The 23,075-nt window shown below is 55.2% G+C and carries 22 protein-coding genes; 7 read left to right on the top strand and 15 right to left on the bottom strand.

Annotated elements, in window-relative coordinates; genetic code table 11:
• The first annotated feature begins 59 nt into the window (after nt 1–59).
• Nucleotides 60–1,760, top strand: a complete 1,701-nt coding sequence (locus ACQG22_RS04810) for a lysophospholipid acyltransferase family protein (protein ID WP_038418777.1) — start codon at nt 60–62, stop codon at nt 1,758–1,760.
• Between the two features lie 76 nt (nt 1,761–1,836).
• Here ACQG22_RS04810 and tauD read toward each other — a convergent pair whose 3' ends face one another.
• From tauD to tauA, 4 genes are read right to left on the bottom strand one after another with little or no spacing between them, the layout of a single operon-like run.
• Nucleotides 1,837–2,685, bottom strand: a complete 849-nt coding sequence (gene tauD, locus ACQG22_RS04805) for a taurine dioxygenase (RefSeq protein WP_013095796.1) — start codon at nt 2,683–2,685, stop codon at nt 1,837–1,839.
• Entirely contained in the window at nt 2,682–3,509 is an 828-nt protein-coding gene (gene tauC, locus ACQG22_RS04800; RefSeq protein ID WP_369706584.1) for a taurine ABC transporter permease TauC, read from the bottom strand. Before tauC ends, tauD begins: the two co-directional genes overlap by 4 nt.
• Nucleotides 3,506–4,273, bottom strand: a complete 768-nt coding sequence (gene tauB, locus ACQG22_RS04795) for a taurine ABC transporter ATP-binding subunit (protein WP_094916650.1) — start codon at nt 4,271–4,273, stop codon at nt 3,506–3,508. The genes tauC and tauB overlap by 4 nt, the downstream gene beginning before the upstream one ends.
• A gap of 10 nt (nt 4,274–4,283) precedes the next feature.
• On the bottom strand, nt 4,284–5,246 hold the full coding sequence (tauA, locus tag ACQG22_RS04790) for a taurine ABC transporter substrate-binding protein (RefSeq protein ID WP_369706583.1): 963 nt from the start codon (nt 5,244–5,246) through the stop codon (nt 4,284–4,286).
• A gap of 241 nt (nt 5,247–5,487) precedes the next feature.
• On the opposite strand from tauA, the gene ACQG22_RS04785 reads away from it, so the two are divergent.
• The 6 genes from ACQG22_RS04785 to fbpC all read left to right on the top strand — a co-directional run bounded on the left by ACQG22_RS04785 (nt 5,488) and on the right by fbpC (nt 13,285).
• Nucleotides 5,488–6,117 (top strand): response regulator transcription factor, encoded by a 630-nt coding sequence (locus tag ACQG22_RS04785; RefSeq protein ID WP_013095792.1) that lies wholly within the window; start codon nt 5,488–5,490, stop codon nt 6,115–6,117.
• Nucleotides 6,117–7,658, top strand: a complete 1,542-nt coding sequence (locus ACQG22_RS04780; RefSeq protein WP_013095791.1) for an MASE1 domain-containing sensor histidine kinase — start codon at nt 6,117–6,119, stop codon at nt 7,656–7,658. The genes ACQG22_RS04785 and ACQG22_RS04780 overlap by 1 nt, the downstream gene beginning before the upstream one ends.
• Nucleotides 7,659–7,743: 85 nt before the next feature.
• The gene (uhpC, locus tag ACQG22_RS04775) at nt 7,744–9,045 is read left to right on the top strand and encodes an MFS transporter family glucose-6-phosphate receptor UhpC (RefSeq protein ID WP_048970435.1); all 1,302 of its coding nucleotides are present in this window, start codon (nt 7,744–7,746) and stop codon (nt 9,043–9,045) included.
• A 13-nt stretch (nt 9,046–9,058) separates the two neighbouring features.
• Nucleotides 9,059–10,090, top strand: coding sequence for an ABC transporter substrate-binding protein (locus ACQG22_RS04770; RefSeq protein WP_013095789.1), 1,032 nt, complete (start codon nt 9,059–9,061; stop codon nt 10,088–10,090).
• A gap of 65 nt (nt 10,091–10,155) precedes the next feature.
• Nucleotides 10,156–12,234 carry an ABC transporter permease gene (locus tag ACQG22_RS04765; RefSeq protein ID WP_013095788.1) on the top strand — a complete coding sequence of 693 codons (2,079 nt, stop codon included), beginning with the start codon at nt 10,156–10,158 and terminating at the stop codon, nt 12,232–12,234.
• A gap of 4 nt (nt 12,235–12,238) precedes the next feature.
• Complete coding sequence (fbpC, locus tag ACQG22_RS04760) at nt 12,239–13,285, top strand: ferric ABC transporter ATP-binding protein (RefSeq protein WP_038982882.1); 1,047 nt, start codon at nt 12,239–12,241, stop codon at nt 13,283–13,285.
• A gap of 46 nt (nt 13,286–13,331) precedes the next feature.
• Here the strand turns inward: fbpC and ACQG22_RS04755 are convergent, their stop codons facing one another.
• The 11 genes from ACQG22_RS04755 to ACQG22_RS04705 form a co-directional block, all read right to left on the bottom strand.
• Nucleotides 13,332–13,778 carry a hypothetical protein gene (locus ACQG22_RS04755; RefSeq protein ID WP_102752458.1) on the bottom strand — a complete coding sequence of 149 codons (447 nt, stop codon included), beginning with the start codon at nt 13,776–13,778 and terminating at the stop codon, nt 13,332–13,334.
• Nucleotides 13,779–14,011: 233 nt separating this feature from the next.
• Nucleotides 14,012–14,452 carry a hypothetical protein gene (locus ACQG22_RS04750; protein WP_369706582.1) on the bottom strand — a complete coding sequence of 147 codons (441 nt, stop codon included), beginning with the start codon at nt 14,450–14,452 and terminating at the stop codon, nt 14,012–14,014.
• Between the two features lie 7 nt (nt 14,453–14,459).
• Nucleotides 14,460–15,197: a winged helix-turn-helix domain-containing protein gene (locus tag ACQG22_RS04745; RefSeq protein ID WP_038418769.1), complete on the bottom strand. Its 738-nt coding sequence runs from the start codon at nt 15,195–15,197 to the stop codon at nt 14,460–14,462.
• Nucleotides 15,198–15,360: 163 nt separating this feature from the next.
• Nucleotides 15,361–16,161 (bottom strand): EAL domain-containing protein, encoded by an 801-nt coding sequence (locus ACQG22_RS04740; protein WP_062729921.1) that lies wholly within the window; start codon nt 16,159–16,161, stop codon nt 15,361–15,363.
• Between the two features lie 5 nt (nt 16,162–16,166).
• Entirely contained in the window at nt 16,167–17,027 is an 861-nt protein-coding gene (locus ACQG22_RS04735) for a hypothetical protein (RefSeq protein ID WP_038418768.1), read from the bottom strand.
• An 11-nt stretch (nt 17,028–17,038) separates the two neighbouring features.
• A complete protein-coding gene (locus tag ACQG22_RS04730) occupies nt 17,039–17,515 on the bottom strand; it encodes a fimbrial protein (RefSeq protein ID WP_013095780.1) in 477 nt (158 codons plus the stop codon).
• Nucleotides 17,508–18,089 carry a fimbrial protein gene (locus ACQG22_RS04725; RefSeq protein ID WP_038982885.1) on the bottom strand — a complete coding sequence of 194 codons (582 nt, stop codon included), beginning with the start codon at nt 18,087–18,089 and terminating at the stop codon, nt 17,508–17,510. Before ACQG22_RS04725 ends, ACQG22_RS04730 begins: the two co-directional genes overlap by 8 nt.
• A 16-nt stretch (nt 18,090–18,105) precedes the next feature.
• The gene (locus tag ACQG22_RS04720) at nt 18,106–18,852 is read right to left on the bottom strand and encodes a fimbria/pilus periplasmic chaperone (protein WP_013095778.1); all 747 of its coding nucleotides are present in this window, start codon (nt 18,850–18,852) and stop codon (nt 18,106–18,108) included.
• A 31-nt stretch (nt 18,853–18,883) separates the two neighbouring features.
• Complete coding sequence (locus tag ACQG22_RS04715; RefSeq protein WP_038982886.1) at nt 18,884–21,367, bottom strand: outer membrane usher protein; 2,484 nt, start codon at nt 21,365–21,367, stop codon at nt 18,884–18,886.
• A gap of 1 nt (nt 21,368) precedes the next feature.
• Nucleotides 21,369–21,920 (bottom strand): fimbrial protein, encoded by a 552-nt coding sequence (locus ACQG22_RS04710; RefSeq protein ID WP_013095776.1) that lies wholly within the window; start codon nt 21,918–21,920, stop codon nt 21,369–21,371.
• An 88-nt stretch (nt 21,921–22,008) separates the two neighbouring features.
• A complete protein-coding gene (locus ACQG22_RS04705) occupies nt 22,009–22,524 on the bottom strand; it encodes a fimbrial protein (protein ID WP_013095775.1) in 516 nt (171 codons plus the stop codon).
• Between the last annotated feature and the right edge of the window lie 551 nt (nt 22,525–23,075).

Raw genomic sequence — 23,075 nt, 5'->3', positions numbered from 1 at the left:
GCAATACAACCGACATCTCTCCCTTCTACTGTCTGAGCAAGACGGCAGGAGGAGTAACCATGTTTAGTCTCGATAGCGTTCTCGACGACCTTTGGCCTCAGGCGAGGCCTGCACCCTGGCAAAAAAGTCTGTTAAAAAGACTGTTCTACGAAGAAGAATTCCAGCAATTTGCCGCGACACACCGCCATCTGAAAGGCCTAGATATGGTGGAGCAGGTTCTGGAGCACCTCGATATTCTCTGCACCGTTTCCGCCCGCGATCTCGAACAAATCCCTGAACATGGCCCGCTGGTCATTATTGCCAACCACCCAACCGGAACGCTGGACGGGCTGGCGCTGATGTATGCCGTTTCCCGTGTACGGCGCGATGTGAAAGTCGTCACTAACCGGATGCTGACCCACCTTGAACCGCTTAGCTCGCTGTTTATTCCGGTGGACAATATGGGCGGCAGAACGGCAAAAACGTCCCTGATGCAGATGGAACAGCATCTGCAAAACGCAGGGGTGCTGATCTTCTTCCCGGCGGGAGAAGTGTCCCGTCCTACGCGCAAAGGGATCCGCGATAAAAAATGGCACCCCGGCTTTATTAAACTCGCCAGTAAGCTGCGCGTACCGCTGCTGCCGGTGCATATTCAGGCACACAACAGCCTGCTCTTTTATGCCAGCACGCTGGTGTCCCCCACCGTATCGATGCTCTTGCTGATGCAGCAGATGTTCCGCCGCCGCCACAGCCAGCTACCGATAAAGATCGGCCAGCAGATAGCCTGGCATCACTGGTATAGCACAACCCTTTCATCGCGTGAGATGGCCGAGCAGTGCCGTCAGCACGTGATACGTCTTGGCAAGGGAGTGCCTGGCGTCTTTAAAACCCAATGCGCCATTGCCCGTCCGGAAGACCGGGCCACGCTGAAGCGCGAGCTGGCCCAGGCCGAATGTCTGGGCAAAACCAGCGATGGCAAAACCATTTATCTGTGGCAACGCAACGGGCAGGAAGAGGCTCCCCTGCTGCGCGAACTGGGACGCCTGCGCGAGATCGCGTTTCGCGCCGTGGAGGAAGGGAGCGGTAAACGTCGGGACACCGACAGTTACGACGATGACTATCTGCACCTGATCCTGTGGGATGAAGACGATCTGGAGATCGTCGGCGCCTATCGCTTTATGCCCACTGCCAGACAGGTCGAGCAACGCGGTCTGGAAGGGCTTTATAGCTACAGTCTGTTCCACTACGACGATAAAATGCAGGACGTGCTGGAACACGGTATTGAACTGGGGCGCAGCTTTATTCAACCGCGCTACTGGGGTCGTCGCGGTCTGGACTATCTGTGGTCCGGTATTGGTGCTTATCTGGCACGTTATCCGCACTACCGCTACCTCTTTGGCCCGGTCTCGATTTCCGGTGGCTTACCGCCTGCCGCACGGGATCTGCTGGTGGCGTTTTACCGCCTCTGGTTCCCGGCGACACATCCCTTAGCCGCGTCACGTCAGCCTTATCCGGCCTCCCTGCCGGACGTGTTGGCGCAGTTTGGCGGGGTCGATTACGTGGATGACCTGACGAAGCTGAAATCCTTGCTCGGTAATCTGGGGTGCGGTATTCCACCGCTCTACAAACAGTATTCCGAGCTGTGTGAACCCGGCGGCGTGCAGTTTATCGATTTTGGCAGCGACCCGGCGTTCAACAACTGCATCGACGGGCTGGTGCTGGTGGACTTGTGCTACCTCAAGGCAAACCGCTATCAGCGGTATATTGAGGCGCACCTTTAACTGTGCGGTTTTTTGTAGGCCGGGTAAGCGCAGCGCCACCCGGCAAGCACGATGCACAATTGCCGGGTGCGATGGTTCAAGGACGGTAGAACGGCTTATCTCCCAAAATCGTCGCCCGCTGCATAATCCGACGCTGTGGCAGATAATCCGCATTCGCATAGTGCTGCGTCACGCGGTTATCCCAGATCGCCAGATCGTTCTCCTGCCAGCGCCAGCGCACCTGAAACTCCGGTTTGGTGATATGAGCAAACAGGAAACGTAACAGCGCCTCGCTCTCTTTTTCCGTCACGTCCACAATCCGCGTCGTGAATCCCTCATTCACAAACAGCGCCTGCTTGCCGGTTACCGGATGGGTGCGCACGACCGGATGGAGCAGCGGCGGATGTTTCGCAACCGCCTCCTGCCAGCGCTGATGCTCCGCTTCTGTTTTGCGGTACTTGTACTCCTGGAATGATTTTTTAAAGTCATGCTCCGCCCGCAGGCCGCTCAGCAGGGTACGGAAGGGTGCGGACAGCGCCTCAAAGGCCGCAATGCCGCTGGCCCACAGCGTATCGCCGCCCGTCTCCGGCAGCAGCTTCGCCGAAAGAATCGCCCCTGCAGGTGGCGTCTCGATAAACGTCACATCCGTGTGCCAGTTGTCGTTGTCCGGCGGGTTATCGTTATGCGTGTCGAGCACAATAATCTCCTCCACCCCTTCCGCATGCGGATAAACCGGATGGATATGCAGATCGCCAAAGCGCAGTGCCAGGGCGCGCTGCTGCTGCGGGGTGATTGCCTGTTCGCGCAGGAATACCACCTGATGGCGCAGCACCGCATGATAAAGCTGCTCAAACTGGTTATCGCTCAGCGGACGGGTCACATCCAGGCCCGACACCTGCGCACCAATATATGGCCCCAGCGGGGTAATGGTCAGACGTTCACTCATTGTATTTCTCCATGCCAGGGCGTCAGACGACGCTGCAGCGCACGCAGCCCCAGTTCTAATCCAAAGGCGATCACGGCGATAACCGCAATCCCGGCCAGTACCACGTCAGTCGCCAGAAACTCCCCCGCCGACTGCACCATAAACCCTAACCCTCGGGTGGCGGCGATCAGCTCTGCCGCCACCAGCGTTGACCAGCCCACGCCAAGGCCGATGCGTAATCCGGTTAAAATCTCCGGCAGTGCGCCCGGAAAAATCACGAACAGCAGTACCTGTGTCCGGCTGGCTCCCAGTGATTGCGCCGCGCGGATCCGCACCTGCTGAGCGCTTTTGACGCCCGCCAGAGCCGACATGGCTACCGGGGCGAAAATCGCCAGATAAATCAGCAGGATTTTTGACGTTTCACCGATGCCGAACCAGATCACCATCAGCGGCAGATAGGCCAGCGGCGGCACCGGACGGTAAAGCTCAATCAGCGGGTCGAGGATGCCGCGCACCGTCGGGCTTAAGCCCATCGCGATCCCGACCGGAATGCCGATTATCACCGCCGCCAGTAGCGCCACCAGAATGCGCGCCAGGCTTGCCCCTAAGTGCTGCCAGAGCGTAGCGTCCATAAAGCCCTGCGGCCCGGCAATGGTGATGAGTTTTGCCAGCACCTGCCCCGGCGGCGGCAGAAACAGCGGGCTGATCCATGCCTGCGCGGCAACCAGCCACCACACCGCCAGCAGCACCAGCAGCGTGCCGACACTGAGTGTTATCTGGCGCGAGAAAGGCCAGCGTAAGGCCGGGCGCGCGCGTCGCGTTTTCTCGCTGAAGACGATGCTCATGAGAAGGCCTCCCGTTGTTCAAATACGCGGCTTAAGACGTATTCACGCTGTTCAATAAACCGCGGATCGGATTTGATGCTGCGTACCGGCTCCCCCGCGACATAGCGACGGGCAAACTCAAGCGGCAGCCGCTCCAGCACGCGCCCCGGGCCAGGGGACAGCAGCACCAGCTCGGTCGCCATAAACACCGCCTCTTCGATATCGTGGGTGATCAGCAGCACCTGTTTACCCGTTTCATGCCACAGGCGTAAAAGCAGGGTTTGCATCTGCTCGCGGGTAAAGGCATCCAGCGCCCCAAACGGCTCATCCAGCAGCAAAAGCTGCGGATTGGCCGCCAACGCGCGGGCAATACCAACCCGCTGACGCTGGCCGCCGGAAAGCTGCCAGATAAACCGTTTTTCAGCCCCTTCAAGACCGACCTTTTTGAGCATGTCCCGTGCTGTTGCCAGCCGTTGCTCGCGGCTTACACCCGCCAGTTGCAACCCAAACGCCACGTTTTCCTGCACGTTGCGCCAGGGAAGCAGACCTTCGTTCTGAAAGACCACCCCGCGCTCAGCGCCCGGGCCCTTCACTTTTTTCCCTTCCAGTTGAATGGAGCCATGCTGATATGGCACAAACCCGGCAATCAGATTCAGCAGCGTGGTTTTCCCGCACCCGGACGGGCCAAGCACAACCAGCAGCTCACCGCTCTCCAGGGTCAGGTTGATGTTCTCCAGGGCCGGTTTGCCACCGTAATCAGCAGACAGATTTGTAATATTCAGCATCGCAGCCCCCTTATTTCACAAAGCGATCGGTCACGTACTGGCTGTAGTCCGCCGCCACCGTCGGCACTTTGCCCTGCTCTTTCAGGAACGTGGCGGTATCGACAATCGCTTTGTTTACCGGCCCGGTCAGCTGTTGTACCTGCTGGGCAGGCGTGAGATAGGTATTCCCTTTCACCAGCCCCGGAACGTCTGCTTGCGGCACGCCGCTCAGACGGGACAGTTTTTCGAGATTGGCAGGCTGCTTCAGCCATGCATCCGGGTTGCTGATATAGGGCTGCTGAGCGTCGAGGGCGCTTTTGGCAAAGGCCTTCACGACCTCAGGATGTTTCTCGGCAAAATCTTTGCGCACCACCCACACGTCGAGCGTTGGCGCGCCCCACTGGCCCACTTTTTCGGAGTCGGTCAGCACGGTGCCGTCTTTTTCCAGCTCATTGACGGCCGGTGCCCAGACGTATGCGCCATCAATATCGCCGCGCTGCCAGGCCGCAATAATCGCCGGTGGCTGCAGATTAATGATTTGCACCTGGCCTGGCTTGATGCCCCAGTGTTTCAGCGCCGCCAGCAGACTGTAGTGAGTAGTCGAAATGAACGGCACGGCGATGCGCTTGCCGATCAGGTCTTCCGGTTTGGTGATGTTTTTCTTCACCACCAGCGCTTCGGAGTTACCCAGCTGTGAAGCGAGGAGGAAAACTTCAATCGGCACCTGCTGGCTGGCCGCTACCGCCAGCGGGCTGGAGCCGATATTACCAATCTGCACGTCGCCGGACGCAAGCGCACGCACCACGGCCGCCCCGCTGTCGAACTTACGCCAGTCGACGTTTGCGCCGCTCTCTTTGGCAAAGGTGTTATCCGCCTGCGCGACTTTCGCAGGCTCTGCGGAGGTCTGATACGCGACGGTGACGTCCACCGCCTGCGCCTGAAATGCCCACAGCGCCAGCGCGCCGAGTAATGTAATTCGCGATGTAATTGCCATCCTGTCTGCTCCCCTTGTTGTTATGAGGGCAGTATTTCCGGCGCGGGAATTTTGATAAAGGAATTAAAACGAATCGCTAATAACGATTCGTTTTTAGAAAAAAAGCGGGAAAGGATAGTTAAAAAAGTGGGCTGTGGCTTTATTGCAATTTTGTTACATCGATTCCATAACCGCAGCCGCAGTATTGCCAGCCCGTCGGCAACGGGCATCATAGGTCAACGAATGAGCAAAAGGTGTCGAGATGATTAAAGTGGTGCTGGTGGACGATCACGTGGTGGTGCGTTCCGGTTTCGCCCAACTGTTAAATCTGGAAGAGGATTTAGTCGTAGAGGGTCAGTTCAGCAGCGCTGCAGAGGCGTGGCCCGTCCTGTCGCGTAACGATATCGACGTGGCGGTGATGGATGTTGCGATGCCGGACGAAAACGGTCTTAGCCTGCTCAAGCGCCTGCGCCAGCAGCGGCCAACGTTTCGCGCCATCATCCTGAGCATCTACGATACCCCGGCCTTTGTGCAAAGTGCTCTTGACGCGGGTGCAAGCGGCTATCTGACCAAGCGCTGCGGCCCGGAGGAACTGGTGCAGGCCGTGCGCACCGTCGGCATGGGCGGGCATTATCTGTGTGCCGATGCGGTAAAAGCGCTGCGCGGCGGCGAGCCGATGCCAAAAGTGCTTGAGGCGCTCACCCCGCGCGAACGCGAAGTGTTTGAACTGCTGGTGAAAGGAGAAAGCGTGAAGGAGATCGCCTATACGCTTGCGCTGAGCCATAAAACAGTACACGTTCATCGTGCCAATGTACTGGGCAAGCTTCAGTGCAACAGCACCATCGACCTGGTGCACTTTGCGCTTGATAACCAACTGCTGACGGGTCACTGATGCGGCGCGCTGTCCGGCATCTGATCCTGTCCCTGTTCATTATGCTGGCCTGGGGAACCGGCTGGCTGATGCTGTGGACGCTGAGTTTCTACCTTACCCACAACGGCCAGCAGGCGGTGCTGTTTCTGCCGCAGGGGGTGTGGCTGGCACTGATGATTTTACTTTCACGCCACTACTGGCCTGCATTAATTCTTCCCCCCCTTGCCGCCATTCTGTGGCTGCACGGCGAGCAACTCCTCACACGTTATATGATGCTAACTGTGCCGCTTATCGGCATAGTCAGCGCCTGGCTGGCGCAGCGGTACTGGCACCGTTTCCCGCTCTACTGGCAGCGGCTGTCGACCCTGATTGCGGCGGTGACGGTGAATGCCCTACTGCAAACCTTGCTCCTGTCGCCCTTTCTGGACAGCCCGGCCACGCTGCTTTTGCTCGGCTCATTTACGGGTGGCGTGCTGCTTACGCCGTTCGTCTATCTGGTCTTCGAATTTTTACGCCAGCAGCATCGTTACCATCTGCTGGGGCTGGACACCAGCAATCCGCCGCTGCGCACCTCGCTGATTATCTGGTGCAGCCTGTTTTTCATTATCGGCATCGGCACGCAGATGGTGCTCTCCCCGGCGCTGGAGCGGCTGCTGCTGATTATCGTGTTCCTGCCCAACGTGGTGATGGCGTGGAAATTCGGCTGGCAGGGTGGTGTCCTTTCCGGGCTGCTCGGCAGCATGATGATCACCATTGCCCGCCAGGTGGGCGTCGGATTTAGCGACCTTCTCGAACTGGAAATTTTTCTCTCTACCCAGTCGTTGCTGGGGATTGGCCTGGGAATCGCTATCAGCCGCCAGCAGCATCTGGCGATGAACCTCGAACGCTATCGCCATCGGCTTGAGAATGAACTTCAGGCCAGGCGGGCGCTGGCGGAGAAACTGATCCATTCCGAAGAGGACACCCGCAAGCTGCTGGCGCGCGAGCTTCATGATGAGATTGGCCAGAACATCACCGCTATCCAGATTCAGTCTCAGTTGGTGAAGCGGACGAGCGATACGCCGCTCGCCATTGAGGCCGCTGGACAGATCAACGATCTCGCGCGACGTATTCACCACTCCACACGCCAGCTTTTGCGCCAGCTTCGCCCCCCCGTGCTGGAAGAGCTGTCGCTCCACGAGGCTCTGCACCACCTGGTCAACGAGTTCGCCTTTGCTGAACGCGGGATCCGCTGCCACTTTGACTACCGGCTTCCCACGCCGCCGGAGAGCGAAACGCTGGTCTTTACGCTATATCGCCTGCTTCAGGAGCTGCTCAACAACGTCTGCAAACACGCCAACGCAAGCGAAGTCACAATTCTGCTCTGCCAGCGGCACGCGCGGCTGTACCTTGAGGTGCACGATAACGGTAGCGGCATTAGCCCGCAGCAGCAGCCCGGCTTTGGTATTCAGGGCATGCGCGAACGCGTCTCTGCGCTCGGCGGCGAACTGACGCTGGAATCCCTTCCTGGGACGCGCGTAATTGTTAACCTGCCCACAAATTTGCAACAAACGCCGCTCTGACCAGGAAAAAGTCTTAGTCACTCCAGACTTTGTCTCATCCCATTTATGCCGCACTTCCCTACAGTCATCTCAAACGGAGAACGCCATGCACGCACTGTCTGCTGAAGAGGTTTCACAACGTTACCGGGCGCTGCGCCCCAGGCTGCTTCTTTGTATGGCGATTGGCTACGCCGCGTTTTACCTGACGCGAAAAAGTCTGAACTATGTTTTACCCGCGCTGCAGCTGGATCTGGGGCTGAGCAAGGGCGATATCGGGCTTATCGGTTCGCTGTTTTATCTCAGCTACGGGCTGTCCAAATTCGCCGCCGGGCTCTGGCACGACAGCCACGGACAGCGCGCGTTTATGGGCATCGGGCTGCTGGCTACGGGCGTGCTGAACGTGCTGTTCAGCTTTAGCGATGCGTTCCCGCTGCTTCTGTTTATCTGGACGCTGAACGGCTTCTTTCAGGGCTGGGGCTGGCCGCCCTGCGCCAGGCTGCTGACCCACTGGTATTCGCGTAACGAACGCGGCTTCTGGTGGGGCTGCTGGAATACCTCCATCAATATCGGTGGCGCGATTATTCCGTTGATTTGCGCCGTTGCCGCCCATCGATGGGGGTGGCAGGCGGCGATGCTGACACCGGGGATCATCAGCATCGTGCTCGGCCTGTGGCTGACCACACAACTGCGGGGTACACCGCAGGAGGAGGGTCTGCCCACGGTCGGGGAGTGGCGTAGCGATCCGCTGGAGCTGCGCCAGCAGCAGCAAAGCCCGCCGATGGGGTTATGGCAGATGTTGCGTACCACCATGCTGCAAAACCCGATGATCTGGCTGCTCGGGGCGTCGTATGTGCTGGTGTATCTCATCCGCATCGCCCTGAACGACTGGGGCAATATTTGGCTGGCAGAAAGCCACGGCGTGAACCTGCTTAGCGCCAACGCCACGGTGATGCTGTTCGAAGTGGGCGGGTTACTGGGCGCGTTATTTGCTGGATGGGGATCAGATCTGCTGTTCAGCGGCCAGCGTGCACCGATGATTTTGCTGTTCACGCTGGGGCTGATGGTGTCTGTCGCTGCGCTGTGGCTGGCACCGGTTCATCACTATGCCCTGCTGGCGATGTGTTTTTTTACGGTCGGATTTTTCGTCTTCGGTCCGCAGATGCTCATTGGCCTTGCCGCCGTTGAGTGTGGACACAAACTGGCGGCAGGCTCGATTACCGGCTTTCTCGGCGTATTTGCCTATCTGGGTGCCTCGCTGGCCGGGTGGCCGCTGTCGCAGGTGATTGAACGCTACGGCTGGTCAGGGATGTTCAGTTTGCTCTCGATTGCCGCCGTCCTGATGGGTTTATTACTGATGCCCTTGCTGATGGCGGGCATCACCGCTTCTCGCAGTCACATAACGTCATAAAAAGGGCTGAATAATGAAAACAACGCTTCTCTCTACCCTCATTGCTTCCGGGATCGCACTGGCTACCTTAACCGGTGCCGCACAGGCCAAAGGCCGTCTGGTGGTGTACTGCAGCGCCACTAACGAAATGTGCGAAGTGGAAACCAAAGCATTCGGTGAAAAGTACGATGTTAAAACCTCGTTTATCCGCAACGGTTCCGGCAGCACGCTGGCGAAGGTGGATGCCGAGAAGAAAAACCCGCAGGCCGATGTCTGGTACGGCGGCACGCTGGATCCGCAGTCCCAGGCCGGTGAGATGGGGTTACTCCAGCCCTATAAATCGGAAAACCTGGAACAGATCATGGAGAAATTCCGCGATCCGGCCAAGGTGAAGGGCAACCTCTCCTCTGCGGTCTATGTCGGGATCTTAGGCTTTGGCGTTAACACCCAGCGCCTGAAAGAGAAAAATCTGCCGGTGCCCAAATGCTGGAAGGATCTGACCAAACCGGAATACAAGGGCGAGATCCAGATTGCCGATCCACAAAGCTCCGGCACCGCCTATACCGCGCTGGCGACCTTCGTCCAGCTGTGGGGGGAAGATCAGGCCTTCGACTACCTGAAACAGCTGAACGGCAACGTGTCTCAGTACACCAAATCCGGCATTGCCCCGGCGCGTAACGCCGCACGTGGTGAAACCGCCATCGGCATCGGCTTCCTGCACGACTACTCGCTGGAAAAAGAGCAGGGTGCACCGCTGGAACTGATCTCTCCCTGCGAAGGCACCGGGTATGAAATTGGCGGTGTAAGCATTCTGAAGGGCGCGCGCAACGAAGAGAACGCGAAGCTGTTCGTGGACTGGGTGCTCTCCAAAGAAGCGCAGGAGCTGGCGTGGAAGAAGGGCAAATCCTACCAAATCCTGACCAACACCACAGCCGAGACCTCACCGAACTCGCTCAAGCTCGATGACCTCAAGCTCATCAGCTATGACATGGACAAGTACGGCTCCACGGACGTGCGTAAAGCGCTGATCAATAAATGGGTCAGCGACGTGAAGATGGGTAAATAAGCCCGCGAACAGTGGTCATCGCCCGGCAGCATTCATTTGCCGGGCATCCAACACCCGGAAAATTTATGTCACAGACACATGCTCTTCATCCCGCCAAAAAACGGGATGCTGTATTCCTGTGGGTTTTACTCGGCTGGCTGGCCTTTGCCCTGCTGCCGAGCTGGAGCCTTGATTACGGCCTGCTGGAGTCGACCGGGGATGAGATCCTCGACGCCTACGGCTGGTCCCAGTTCAACATCAGCTGGCTGTGGTACCTGCTGCCGAGCTTGCTGCTGGTACGCCCGTTTAACGAAGCAAAGCGCGAGCAGCGCAGCCGCCACTACCTTGACGCGGGCTGGGCACTGCTGTGTATGGCGTTCGTGGTCATCAGCGCCACCGTGGAAGGACGCGGTTTAGGCTATGCCACCATCGTGCTGTTTGTCGCCCTGGGCGCCATCATGACGCTGGCCCTCACCCGCCTGGAGTGGCTGGGCGGCGATCGTTTTGTCATCGGCTCGCTGATTACCATCGTGGCGTTGATCGGGATTTTTATCGTCTGGCCGAGCATCGCCATTTTCATTCCGATGTTCACCAACGACGCAGGTGAATTCGCCCCGCTGGCGTTCATGAATGTGCTGTCCCAGGCGCACATTATTCAGGTCATCATCAATTCGATTATGCTGTCGATTGCCGTCGGGATCGGCTGCACCTTCTTTGGGCTGGTGTTGGCGATATACACCACGCGCATCGCCAAACGCAGCGCCATCATTGGCCGTATCTTCTCGATTCTGCCCATCGTTACCCCGCCGTTCGTGGTGGGGTTGGGCGTTACACTTATGATGGGGCGCTCTGGCTATATTACGGAGCTGATGGTGGACTGGTTTGGGTTAACCAACACTAACTGGCTGTACGGCTTCACCGGCATCTGGTTGGCGCAGGTGCTGGCCTTCACGCCGATGGCCTTTATGATCCTCGACGGCGCAATCAAAACCATCCACCCGTCGCTGGAAGAGGCCTCGTACACCCTACGCGCCAGCCGCTGGCAGACCTTTAACGGCGTCTTCGTGCCGCTGCTGAAACCGGCGCTGGCAAATGCGTTCTTAATCGTGGTTGTACAGTCGCTGGCCGACTTCAGTAACCCGCTGGTGCTGGGCGGGAACTTCGACGTGCTGGCCACGCAGATTTACTTCTACATTACCGGCTCACAGTTGGATTATCAGGCGGCGAGTACCCTCGGAGCCTTCCTCCTGCTGTTCTCGCTGCTGGTGTTCTGCATTCAGTACATGTGGATCGGCAAGCGATCCTACGTAACCGTGTCCGGTAAATCGTACCGCGGAGACGTGCAGCCGCTGCCGGTGACGCTGGTGTGGAGCGTGATCGCCCTGCTGGCGGTGTGGATCGCCTTTAACGCCCTGCTCTACGGCAGCATTTTCTACGGCAGCTTTACCGTCAACTGGGGCGTGGATTACACCCTGACGCTGGATAACTTTATCAAGCTGTTCGGGCAGGGGATGAGCGACGGCGCGTGGCCTTCGCTGCTCGATACCCTGCTCTACGCCGGGATTGCCGCGCCGATCACCGCCGCCTTCGGCCTGCTGATTGCCTGGGTTGTAGTGCGCCAGCAGTTCCGGGGTAAAAAGACCATCGAGTTCACTACCATGCTGTGCTTTGCCGTACCGGGTACCGTGGCGGGCGTGTCGTACATTCTGGCCTTTAACAGCGCGCCGGTGTACCTCACGGGCACCGCCGCCATCGTGATTATTTCCATGGTAATGCGTAACGTGCCGGTGGGCATTCGCGCCGGGATCGCGGGATTAGGGCAGATCGACAAGTCGCTGGACGAGGCTTCGCTGAGCCTGCGTGCCGGAAGCCTGCGCACCATCACCCACATCCTGCTGCCGCTGCTGCGTCCGGCCATTTTATCGGCACTGATTTACAGCTTTGTGCGTGCCATTACCACCGTCAGCGCCATTGTGTTCCTCGTCACGCCGGATACCCGCGTGGCAACGGCCTACATTCTGAACCGTGTGGAAGACGGTGAATACGGCGTGGCGATTGCCTACGGCTCGATCCTGATTGTGGTCATGCTGGCGATCATTTTCCTCTTTGACTGGCTGATCGGCGAGGCGCGTATCTCCCGTTCTAAAGCCAAAAACCAGGCATAACACTATGACTGAGAAACATTTTGTTGAACTGCGCAACGTGACCAAACGCTTTGGCGCAAACACAGTAATTGAAAACATCAACCTGGCGATCCCGCAGGGACAAATGGTAACGCTGCTCGGCCCGTCCGGCTGCGGTAAAACTACCGTGCTGCGCCTGGTCGCCGGGCTGGAAAAACCGACCGAAGGACAGATTTACATTGATGGAGAGGATGTGACCCACCGCTCCATTCAGCAGCGCGATATCTGTATGGTGTTTCAGTCCTACGCGCTCTTCCCACATATGTCGCTGGGCGAGAACGTGGGCTACGGTCTGAAGATGCTGGGCGTTTCGCGTCCGGAGATAAAATCACGGGTCAAAGAAGCCCTGGCGATGGTTGACCTGGAGGGGTTTGAAGATCGCTACGTGGATCAGATTTCTGGCGGCCAGCAGCAGCGCGTGGCTCTGGCCCGCGCTCTGATCCTCAAACCCAAAGTGTTGCTATTTGATGAACCGCTGAGCAACCTCGATGCGAACCTCAGGCGCAGCATGCGGGACAAAATTCGCGAACTGCAAAAGCAGTTCAACATCACCTCGCTGTACGTGACGCACGATCAAAGCGAGGCGTTTGCGGTCTCCGACACCGTGCTGGTGATGAACAAGGGCAACATTATGCAGATTGGCTCGCCTCAGGATCTCTATCGACAGCCGGCGTCTCGCTTTATGGCGAGTTTTATGGGGGATGCCAACCTCTTCCCGGCGCGCTTCAGCGAGGATATCGTGGAAATCTACGGCTACCGTCTGCCGCGACCGCTGCATTTTGCTACGCAGGGCGAAGGTACGGTCGGTGTGCGTCCGGAGGCGATTACGCTAAGCCAGCGCGGCGAGGAGAGCCAGCGCTGCACTATCCGCCACGTCGCATATATGGGGCCGCAGTATGAGGTGATTGTCGACTGGCACGGGCAGGAGATTTTACTTCAGGTGAACGCCACGCGCCTGCAGCCGGACGTGGGCGATGCGTACTACCTTGAGATCCATCCGTACGGGATGTTTATGTTGGCGGAGGCTGCGTAATGAAATGCGAAACGGTGACGCGGGTTACCGTTTCGCGTCTTCGCTTTTAATACCATAACCAGGTTTCGGGTAACGTATAAGACCGTTGCAGTAACCCGTGGCGAAAAATATATAAACAAGCAATATAAAAATGCCTGACGTTAAGCCGCTGGCAAACTTTGTCTCTAAACTTATAGACCTCCTTTTGAGAACAACAAAACATCGTTGCCATCTCTTCGATATCCTTTCCGCACAGAAACGCATTAATTAATGCAACCTCTCTTTCTTCTATTTTTATTCGCACCGGCGGTGACCATTTATCCGGCATTGCAATAGAGATTTTATTAAGGATCATCAGCGATATATTTTCTGGGCTGGTTTTCATATCAACAGTGTCTCCACAGGGTTTTACGCTGAAGGGCAAGCTCACGGGTTGATTCATACAAAGCATAATAGCCTTAGTTCGCTCAAACATAGCCGAGAGAAACCGCCACCCGTGCTCAAGGTCGTTCATCGGCATTCTGCTGTCTACCAGAACCACACACTCTCGATGTGAGGTTTCAAGTAGTGTAAGATCCTGAATATGTTTAAGAGAAATACAGTGTTTCAACCCATGAAAGAGATAACTATCCTGTGTTATCAGAACGTTTAATGGCATGAAATTTACACCCAAATGCATTTTAAAGACAAAAAGACTCCAGCCTCTTAACATTAAGAGGCGGAGATATAATTAAAAAAATAACGGCATCAGTCTGATTTAGCGCACACTAATACCGTACGCCGCAAATCGCTAATGCTCCATATTTCACCCTGTAACTTCCGCACCTTAAATAAAAAGACCTTTTGTGCTGAAGTGAGTTTTTCAGATAAAGAGTCAGGTAGTGTTTCACTAATATTCTTCTCTATCCCTTCTCTTTTAAATTCATTAAAAGAGTGAAGGTTATCTCCAGAATAACGCAGTCGGGCATAGCGATCGACGATATAGCGCTGGTTGTTGTAGGTCACGACCCCATACTCGGTAATGTAGCTGAGCTCATCTGGAACGAAGTGAACGACGAGATGGATGTTGGCGACGATCTTGTCATGGTCTTTACCCAGCTCAAGATTCATATCTGCTGTGCAATCCAGCACGCGGGTATCCTTGGGCACATACAGCAACGCACCAATAAATACCGCGATCAACAACATAGCAAGGCTAGCCCACTTTAGTCGAGACGAAGTTTTTACATTCACTAAATTCCCCTTCACTATCGACCGTACATTTTGCGACAAAGATTTCAAGAAGCTCAGTTTTCTCATGCACTTTACTGTCATCGTAAAAAATATAGGCAGGCGTTGAACACTTCGTCAGCAATTTCATCCCGTTTCCTTCAGAGAAATAGTGTTCCACTCTCTTTGCATTCACTTTGCTGTGATAAAAGATCTTGCACTGCTGCACTTGTTTTAAAAGCGTGACATCCTCACGTTTGTCGAAAAAATTGAGATATAAAGCGATTGCTAATCCAATAATAATGAACAACACGCCGGTCCATTTAATCAACCGGGTCTTATGTACACTGGGCTCTTTTTCAGGTTTTGAAATCGCCTGCATCACCAAATAGTCTCTGGACTTTTCATTGACCTGAAGATTTTCCAGCGCCAACTCAAAGCCTTGTTTAGGGACAGTTTTGAGCACATCATGAATTCCAAACTCAGTGAAAATCTTACGCAATATACTGATATTATTATTCAAACTATTACTGGATGGGGTTAATCCAAAATCGCCCCAAACCTTCTGCAAAAGTTCTTCTCTGGTCATTAGCCGGTTATTATTCTCCAGGAGTACGAGAAGAAGCCTGCATGCCGGATTAGAAAGCACATGTTGCGTTTTTCCATCCGACACTGTCCTTTCAGCAACGTTGAAAGAGACATTATTGTTTAATATGAAATGCATAACACTGTCACCAGCTCCAATATTAATCCACACTCTTCATGGCGTTAATGCCGATAGCTAGTTTAGCGTATTGGAATAAAGTGACAAAATACCCGTTCAATTGCGTATCATACTGTCTAGAAATTTTTACTTACGTCATGACAAATTATAATCAACGACTCTCTTATTTCCTGTTTTTCATCTGAAAATGTAACCGTCTGGCGGCAAGATACTCCCGTAACTGCGACTGACTTAATGCGCAGGAAAAGAGATAGCCCTGCTGAATAACAATCCCCATATCGCGCAGCAGCTGTGATTGTTCAGAGGTTTCAACCCCTTCAGCAATGATGCCAAGACCCCGCGCTTTCGCCAGGCCAGCAACCATCGCTGCAATGGATGTTGACGCTTTATCAGAGGAAAGATGCTTAACGAAAAGCTGGTCCACCTTCACCCCGTCCACGCTAAATTGCTCAAGGTATTCCAGATTAGAGCAGCCGGTACCAAAATCATCCAGATAGATCTCGACCCCCGCCAGCTGCAACTTCAGAAAAGCGCCCGTAACCTCAGGCGTAGGCGGCAATGGTTGCTCTTCGGTGACCTCGACCACCAGACAATATTTTTCCAGAGGAATGGATGCCAGAAACGAGAGCGTATCAAACACAAAGCCGGGCTTCGCGACCTGTGAAGAGCTCACATTGAGCGAAAGATGAAGCCCAACAGGCAGCAATGCATCCAGTTCGTTAATATCTGCCGCAACCTTGCGCATCAGGTGTTGCATCATTTCAGGCAACAGACCATTCTCGTCAAATGCGCGGATAAGCGCCAGGGGTGAGGCATTCTCCTCAGAGAGTGACCAGCGCATTAATATTTCCAGCCCGTACAAACGCTGGGTCCGGCTGTTAATCAGCGGCTGATAATAGGGAACGATCTCCCCCATCATAAGCGCGCAGTAGAGATCGATATTGTTCAAGGGCAACGCAGTCATTTTCATCACTCCACCGTAATCAGCATCACAGTGGAGCCCGAAAACTCACCTGCCGCCACGCTGCCATTTGTATGAAGAACTGATTTCACAACGACATTTTCCTGTTCGGCGACGTCCAGAGTGAAGCCCGACGTGCCGAGTACGTTGTCATTCATATAAAGCTCGGAATAGAGACTGCCGTCGTCACGCAGCTGCACGTTGTCTGCGGAGTAGATATACAGCTTGAGCGTCTGTGATGTCGTACAGTTAATACTGACGTTTTCACTGACCTCATGCCCATCAAGCTCCTGACGCGTCAGCGTGCCGTGGTCGAGGGTCAGTACGTCCTGATTGAAATCGCAGGAACCGCTGGGCTGTGGAGCAACACCACAAATACTCCCAGGCATCATAGGGTGGCCCTGAAAAGCGCTTTGGTTGACGTTTGACGCGTTGTTACCAAGGTTTTTGCCCGCTGCGTAAAAAAAACCCACGCACTCTTCCCAATTGACAGCCACACCGCTGTGCCGCGTCGTGGACGAATAAGGGAACGTGAAAATGGTTTTAAACTGCTGACTTACCTCACCCATTGTCTCTGCGGTGATCAAAAACGGATAGGACCCCGCGTCCCAGGAACGCTCTATTCCTGGTCCTGAAGTCCCCGCAACATTATGTCTGTGTCCGATGATCAGAGTACAGGCCGAGAGCTGATAGCATGGATTTGGCGTTGCGTCATTTTCATCCCAGTCGGCAATCGTGAAAGTGTAGTCGTAGCAGGAGTTCGAGCCGCACGATTTGAGGGTGTCGATCCAACTCCAGATTGAGGCTGAAGCGGTGTGACTAAATGCCATGCCGAGAAACAGAAGAAGCGCAAAGAGCATTTTTTTCATGGAGTTTTCTCCTACTGATACTGAATTTTCAGCGTGGCTGACGCGCTAAACACGCCCGTTTCCACGGTTGATGCGCCATCTTTAATCGGCGCGGCCTGCAAAACGGGCACCTCCGGCCAGGTAAACGGCATCCAGGTATTTAGCGGCATCGATTCTCCGTTCATATACAATTTGATCCCCAGCCCTTCGCGGTCTGTGGCCAGATAGTCGTCGCTAAACGAGGCTGCCGCGCCTTCAAACTGCATCTCCAGATCGTTGGAGGTCAGATCTTCACAGACCAGCGAATAGTCGATGGTTTTCATAAAGTTCTCACCGTCCAGCTGGCGCGCCTGCAGGTTGCTGCCAAAATCCACGTGGACGGTTTCACCGTTGTTGATTTCACACACTCCCTCCACGACCACGCCGGTGACGTTTACCGTCAGGGATGACCAGGCCACTGGATTGGCCAGCAACAAAGCGATAAGCAGAGCAAAACGTGAACTAGTCATAATTAAGCCTGAAGTGGATCAGCGCCTGCCATGCCCCCGCCACCAGCGGTGCAGAGGTACGTTCCGGCGTGAGATAATAAAAAAGCGTGTTGTCATCTGACTCCAGCAACAGCGGATGCCCCTCATCGTTAAGACGAACCGAACGGTGCAGTCTGTCGGTCAGGTGTAGCCCTAACCCGCTGGCCCCGGTCACGCGGACCAGGCCCGGATTAAACAACTCTCCCGGCGCAACAAAGCTGACCGTGACCGAAGGCTGATCCCGACTCCAGAGCAAATCGCCGCTCCACGCATCGCGTACTGAGGTGGGTGATGGCATACAATCCTCCAGATGGATCTCCACCCGCACCGGCGTACCCTGGTCGCCTGGCTTTTTAAGCGCACCCGTTGCCGTCGTCCCCATGTCCACCTCCTGCCACGCGGAGTCCATCTCCAGACGGCAGGCGCTTTCCGTCAGCGCACCGCGCACGTGCAGCAGCCCATAGTTGCCATCGACCAATTCGTCCGCGGCATTTAGCGATCCTGCCAGCAGCATCAGAGCGAGCCCGCTCCCCTTTTTCCAGTACGCGATAGTCATGCCACTCTCCCGACGGTTATTTTTTCTTTTCCTGCGGAACGGCTTTGCACTCGTTGCCGCCACAGCTGAAGATCAGCTTTGCGCGGCCACCGAAGTCGTTGACGTAAGTCAGCACTGGTGCGCTGCCGAGCGCAGCAGCAGAAGGTGTCAGCACCAGCTGACCTTTCGGCTCAACCATAATCGGCTTGAAGCCTGCCGCCGCTTTGCCAGTGAGCGTCGAAGACGCATTCACCAGCGAGATGTAATACGGCGTCGGATTATTCACGCGGTATTTATCCCCTACCCGCGTCAGGGTCAGCTGTTCCTGAAACGGCGTGGAATAATCGGCACGCTGCACTTCAATAGCGGCCGGGCGATAAAAGAGCTTGATGCGGGTCTGGAGCGCCAGTTGCAGCGTATTAGGCTTGCTGCTTTTGGGCGGGATCTCGCGCAGATTGAAATAGAACAGCGACTCCCTGTCCTGTGGCAGGCGCTGGATCCCCGCGGTGGATTGCACCTTGATCTGACTCTGCTCGCCTGGTTCAATGCGCTGAACCGGCGGCAGCAGCACCAGCGGATCGGTGATTTTTTTACCCTGTGCATCTTCCACCCATCCCTGCGCCAGATACGGCAGTGTTTTATTTTCATTGGTCAGGCGCAGGCTGACGGATTTTGCCGCGCCGTCAAAAATCACCCGAGTTCTGTCCAGCGATATGGCGGCTGTCGCCACGCCTGAAACCATCAGTGCCAGGCCCGTCAGGGCGGAAATTCGCACAATTGTCATCTTGATTAACTCATCTCGTTGTTCAGGCCGGTTATTCCGGCGCACAGGTTAAAAGCAAATTCTCCAGCACGGCTGGCAGCACGGCCGGCAGGTTTACCACGCAGCGGGCTTGTCCATCCCATTTGACGGTCATTTTGCCGTTTGGCTGAATGCCGCTTAGCCAGACGCTTCCTTCGTCATTCACCACCCCCGTTTCCTGGTTTTTCTCGTTCATCACCGAGGCCCCAAATGGCGGGAAGCTCCCGTCAGCCTTGCGGATAAAGGCCATCGCTTTACCACCTGCAATCACGTCAAACTGGCGATAGCCGATCGCCCCTTCGGTGAGCGTGGCCTGTGAGACCGATCGGGTGACGTCAGCGTTTTCATCAAGCTTGTCAACGTCAATGCGGATCGGATTGCGGTAGTAGCTGTTCACATCGCCAATCACCGCTTTCCCGAATCGGTTGGTTTTCACCGAGGCGCCGAATCCCTTCACGGGCACGCCGTCGACGCCTGCGGTATCCACCAGTACGCGGCTGCCGCCCCGCGCGTTCGAGCGGTGCGCTGCGCCCCCTTCGGTGGTCAGGGTCAGACCGCCGGTCACGTTCATGCCCAGCGCGGTATAACTGCCGGACTGATAGCTGGCGTTGGTCTGTACCTGCGCGCTATCGCCCTGCCAGGTGTAGTAGCCGTACGCCGTCGGGCCGCTGCGGGAAAGGCCGCTGCTGACCTGGAAGCTATTGTGTTCATCCACCCGGCCGTAATAGCTCACGCGATGTGTGTTATCGGTGCGGTTAATTGTGGCGCCATAGCTGAGCGAGGTGCCGTTACCTATCGGCAACGACACGGAAATGTATGCCCCGTCGTCTTTCAGGGAGTAGTACTCGCTGCGGTAGGCCGTAAGCGATACGCTCATGTTCTTGAATGGACCGAGATCGACATAGCGCGATAGCGACAGGCTTACGCGATCGTTATCCGCGCTGTTCCAGTAGGTCTGATGGCTGTAGTTGAGGTAAGCGCTCAGCCCGACATCACGGAAGCGTTTGTTAAACGACACCGTGTATTTTTCTTTCGGGCTGTGCGACGTGCCGCTGCCGTAGCGGGTATCGAGGTACTCCGACATACTCATAAAGTCGCGTTCGGAGAAACGATACCCGGCAAAGGTGACCTGGCTGTCGTACTCGTCGAAGGTTTTTGAGTAGCTCACCCGGTAAGAGGTACCGGACAGCGTTCCTTCAGAAGGCAATACCGCCCGCGACTGCGTTACGTCGAAGGCCAGCGCGCCGAGGATGAAGAGATCGCGCCCGATCCCCACCGACAGGGCATTATAGTCACCGCCGATCACCGAGCCGCCGTACAGCGTCCAGCCGTTGGCCACGCCCCAGGAGATTTCTCCCGAGGTGAACATCGGCCCGATCATGCTGTGCCCCCACTCGGAGGGTTTACCCGCTGCCAGCTTGTAGCGCACCGCACCCGGGCGCGTCAGGTAGGGAACCGAAGCCGTCGTGACCTGAAAGACCTGCACGCTGCCGTCCAGCTCTTCCACCCTTACGTCGAGCGTGCCAGAGATGGCATCATTCAGTTCCTGAATACGAAATGCCCCGGCGGCCACCTGCGTTTCGTGTATTACGCGTCCCTGCTGGCTGATGGTCACTTTACCGCCTGAACGGGAGATCCCCGTCACTTCTGGCGCGTAGCCACGCAGGCTCGGCGGCAACATGCTGAGATCGGAATTCAGGCTAACGCCGCTAAAGCGGAAGGTATCGAAGATATCGGAGCTGAGGTAATCTTCCCCCACCGTCAGCTTCGCTTTCAGTGAAGGAATGGCGCGGTAGAGGTAGTAACGGCTAAAGGCGAAATCCTTGTCCGTTTTCCCGTCACGCTTGTTCCAACTGGTCTGCCAGTCGGCGCGGGCACGCCATGGTCCCAGGTTGGCCCCCAGGACCCCATTCCCGCTGATATTTTGGCTGTCTGAACCGGTTTGATTCTGCTGCGCCTGAACATTGAGGTTGTAGTCGGCAATCACACCAGGGATACCCTCATCCCAGCGCGAAGGCGGATCCCAGTTTGGCGCAGTGTACTCCAGCCACGCCTGTGGGATCGCCAGATAAAGCGTGTCCTTTGCAAGGTCGACGCGCATATCCAGCCCTTCGAGACTGGCTTTGTCCAGACACTCACCGTCGCGCAGCCAGCGAAGATCGTCCATGACGCTGGCCTTCAGGTTGAAGCGAGAGAGCTGCTCTGGCGTCAGGCAAATCAGGCTGTCCCGGCCGTTTTCACCCTCGGGATAGACCACAATTCGCTCTTCGCGCAGGATGTCTTTGTTCACCATGATGCTGAAGGTGTAGTCGCCGGGCATGACGTAGCCTCGACGCGAAAAGTGGCTAAGATCGATATTGCTCTTGTCCTGCGTGTCCAGCACGTCGGTATTGAACTGAATATCATCGTCGGCCCAGCTTTTCGCCACCGGCACGATTAAAGCCAAAATCAGCACGCTGAGCGTTGAGCGTCGGAATGTCCGTATCGTTTTTTTCATCTCAGTAGTAATCCATTCTGAAGCGGATCAGAGACTGGTAATCCCCGGCTTTAAGCGGCTGTCCGTTGCTGACAAGCTGAAGCGAATAATTCAGGTTCATACTGCCCGCCGTGACCTCTCTGGCGGGAAACGCCACACCAGGCGCGGCGATATTGCCGTCAATATCGCGGATCGCCAGTTCAATGCCCTGCGCGTCTCCATGTACTGAAAATCGCTCTGTGCCGATCATGGGCTCGAACGTTATCTGGTAGTACTCGGAGTCATATTTGCTGTTCCCGGGTGTTGGCAGCATCAGGCAATTAATTAAGCGAACGGTGAAGGCACGGGTGGGGCCGTAACCTTTAGTCGCAATTTCCGACACGGGTGTATCGCCCATATCAATCGTTTGATCACGGCTATCGAGATCAATTGCACAGGGTGTGTAGAGCACCGCCCCCTGAATCAGGACGGCACCCTCCCCCAGGTTTGCAGCGAATAAAGGCAGGCAATAACCAGACAGGAGAAAAGGGAGTGTTTTAACTAATTTTGTTGTATTCGAAAATATATAACCCATAGCAAACCCTTTTCACTTATTCAGTCGGTATCGAATATCAGACGGCCTGCAAAGGCCGTCTGACGAATCATCGAAATAAGGTCAGGGCTTATTCGTAAGCCAGAGTCCAGTTAGTCACAGCGGTGAAATCACCTTCGGTTGGTGCTTCTCCACCGATGATGTATGCGGAATAGGTCAGAGTGTTGTCGCCATTAACCACGTTCTGTCCACTCGTGGCTTCACCCAGGGTGATAGTGTTGCTGTCGCCATCGGTCATCACGATGCCAACATCGGTTGCATTACCGGTTACGCCCAGTACTGCACCGTCAACGCTGGAATCCGCGCCGGAGAAGGTAGTGGTCACAGTGGTAGCGGTCTCAACAGAGCAGTTTTCCAGGTGAATGTAAAACGGAACCGGCGTAGAGGTACCGCCGTTCGCCACCGCGGAACTGGAAACCTGGCCGAGGCTAATGGTCTGATCTTCATCACCTGCCGCGATTGAACATGGCGCATCGATAACGGAACCGGTGAAGGTCACAACGCCGCTACCCTGGTCAGCCTGAGCACCGAAAGCAGCCATACCAGAAGCCAGAACCAGTGCAGTAAAGAGTTTGTTCATTTTCATAAATATCGTCCTGTAAATTAAGTGAATGACACACACATAAGATTTGTGATGGCTGAATTTGGGCAATAGACGCCCCGCCCGAAAATTGGGATTAATTAAATTATTCAGCAATCAAATAATCTCTTAAACATCATCATCAGCAAATTCAGTTGAACTTACGCATATCTCCCTGCGCTTCGCTGATGCAACAAATAATAACCCGACGATGAAAAAACAAAAGGCAAAATAAGCCATCAGATCAAAAACAAAAGACATTCTTAAATAAGAGATTTAATTAGAATAATAAAGATGAATTACACATCAATTAGTTTTTTATACTAAAATAAATAATAATGATAGATTATCATTCTAAAGCTTAATCTTTTAACCCACACCAACAGTCATAAACACGAGATTATCAAAGTAGATTTGTTGCTGGAGTGTGAAAATTAATTACATAAACTCAAAAAGTATCTGTGTCAGGAGACAATATCATTCGCACGCGAACAGAAATTATCTAGTTGGGATAGGCATCTGAATTTGTCAGAAAGAAATAATGGGAAGGGTATAAA

The sequence above is a fragment of the Enterobacter cloacae complex sp. 309I3 genome (assembly GCF_050031595.1).
GTDB lineage: Bacteria > Pseudomonadota > Gammaproteobacteria > Enterobacterales > Enterobacteriaceae > Enterobacter > Enterobacter cloacae.
Note: the sequence above shows the minus strand (reverse complement) of the source record. Positions and strands in the feature narration are given on the sequence as shown.